Origin of the sequence: Aurantimonas sp. A3-2-R12, from assembly GCF_036016755.1 — a bacterium.
GTDB classification, from domain to species: Bacteria; Pseudomonadota; Alphaproteobacteria; order Rhizobiales; family Rhizobiaceae; genus Aurantimonas; species Aurantimonas coralicida_A.
The window spans coordinates 1-1,687 of sequence record NZ_JAYXIH010000111.1; the positions used below are offsets into that span (position 1 = coordinate 1).

The following is a 1,687-nucleotide window of genomic DNA, read 5'->3' on the forward strand; positions in this document are numbered from 1 at the left end:
AAATCTGATGAAACAGCCTTTCCCATGAAGCACCTCCTGCTCACAGAGAATCAAACCGAACATCAAATGGGAACCCGTCGATTCAAATTATTCGCCGGATGCTCTAGTGTGCCTGGAATCGCGCGCCGTCCGCCGGTCCGACTTTTTGTTTCTGGTTTGTTTCTATTTTTGCTTGCCGCCGATCGTCCGCCTGGACTATCTTTGACGCATGCCGCTCGTTTCTCCCTTTGCCGTCGATCCGCTCGTCGACGGGCGCCAGTCGGAGCGCGCCCTGATGGTGCGCCGAGGCGTACAGCGGTTGATGATCGCGCGACGGGTGGCGCTGCTTCCCGAAATGCCGCTGGCGTCCGGTCGGCGCGCCGATCTGATTTGTCTTTCGGAGAAGGGCGAATTTTCGATCGTGGAGATCAAGACCTCGGTCGAGGATTTCCGCGTCGATCGCAAATGGCCGGACTACCGACAGCATTGCGACCGGCTGTATTTCGCCACCCATCCGGGCGTGCCCGCCGATATTTTTCCGCAGACCTGCGGCCTGATCGTCTCGGACGGCTATGCGGCCGAAATCCTGCGGGACGCACCGGAGGAAAGGATGGCGGCGGCGACCCGCAAGGCGCTGGTGCTGCGCTTCGCGCGGCTGTCCGCCGACCGCCTTTTGCAGGCTGAATGGGCGGCCAACCCTTTCATGACCGCACCTCGGGAAAGGGACTTGCCGGACGGGTGAGCCGGGTCAGCGCGGCGCGCGCTTGGCGAGGATGCGCTGCAATGTCCGCCTGTGCATGGTCAGCCGCCGCGCCGTCTCCGAGACGTTCCGGCCGCAAAGCTCGAAAATCCGTTGAATGTGCTCCCAGCGCACGCGATCGGCGGACATCGGGTTTTCCGGCGGCTCGGCGCGCGCCTCGCCATCGCACGTAAGCGCGGCCACGATCTCGTCGACTTCCGCGGGCTTGGTCAGATAGTCGATGGCGCCGATTTTCACGGCGCTCACCGCCGTCGCGATGTTGCCATAGCCGGTCAGGATGATGGCACGCGCGTCCTCGCGTGCAGCCCGCAACGCCGCGATCACGTCGAGCCCGGTGCCATCGCTGAGGCGCAGATCGACAATGGCGTAGGCCGGCGCGCTGCGGCGCAGCTGCGCCAACCCTTCGGCGACACTTTCGGCTGCCACCACATCGTAACCACGCTGTTCGAGTGCCCGGCTCATGCGCAAGAGAAACGCTCTGTCATCGTCCACGAGCAGCAGAGACCGATCACAATCGCGCGCAGACCTCCCCTGCGGCGCGGCGGCCGCCTCTCCTCTGAGCATAATGCGAGTCCTTCCGTTTACGTCAGACGCACATTGCCCAGCGTCACCTTCACGGCAACCCAACAAAAATGTGTTCACTAAACCTTGGAATTTTGCCGCACAGGAGCGACAGTCGGGTTGCCGCTGGGATACTACGCTTTCCGCTCAGGATTCGTACGCCGAATTTTGGTCTGAATCTTTGGAAGAACCTGGATCCGCGCGCCCCAGGGGCCGTGCGGATAGCCGACCAAACATCTCCATGCCGGATTGATGGAACGTCGGAGCGATTCGGTCGCTTAGAGCATCCGGCGAATAATTTGAATCGACGGGTTCCCATTTGATGTTCGGTTTGATTCTCTGTGAGCAGGAGGTGCTTCATGGGAAAGGCTGTTTCATCAGATTTGC

Annotated in this window: 2 protein-coding genes; one reads left to right on the plus strand and one right to left on the minus strand. The window is 61.4% G+C overall.

Annotated elements, in window-relative coordinates:
• Positions 1-208: 208 nt before the first annotated feature.
• On the plus strand, positions 209-721 hold the full coding sequence (locus tag VSX60_RS22245; RefSeq protein ID WP_327626416.1) for an MmcB family DNA repair protein: 513 nt from the start codon (positions 209-211) through the stop codon (positions 719-721).
• Positions 722-727: 6 nt separating this feature from the next.
• Here the strand turns inward: VSX60_RS22245 and VSX60_RS22250 are convergent, their stop codons facing one another.
• Positions 728-1,303 carry an ActR/PrrA/RegA family redox response regulator transcription factor gene (locus VSX60_RS22250; protein WP_327626417.1) on the minus strand — a complete coding sequence of 192 codons (576 nt, stop codon included), beginning with the start codon at positions 1,301-1,303 and terminating at the stop codon, positions 728-730.
• Positions 1,304-1,687: the final 384 nt, after the last annotated feature.

Coding starts and splice junctions, on each gene's coding strand:
- VSX60_RS22250 (WP_327626417.1), bottom strand. CDS start 1,303: ATGCTCAGAGGAGAGGCGGCCGCCGCGCCGCAGGGGAGGTCTGCGCGC.
- VSX60_RS22245 (WP_327626416.1), top strand. CDS start 209: ATGCCGCTCGTTTCTCCCTTTGCCGTCGATCCGCTCGTCGACGGGCGC.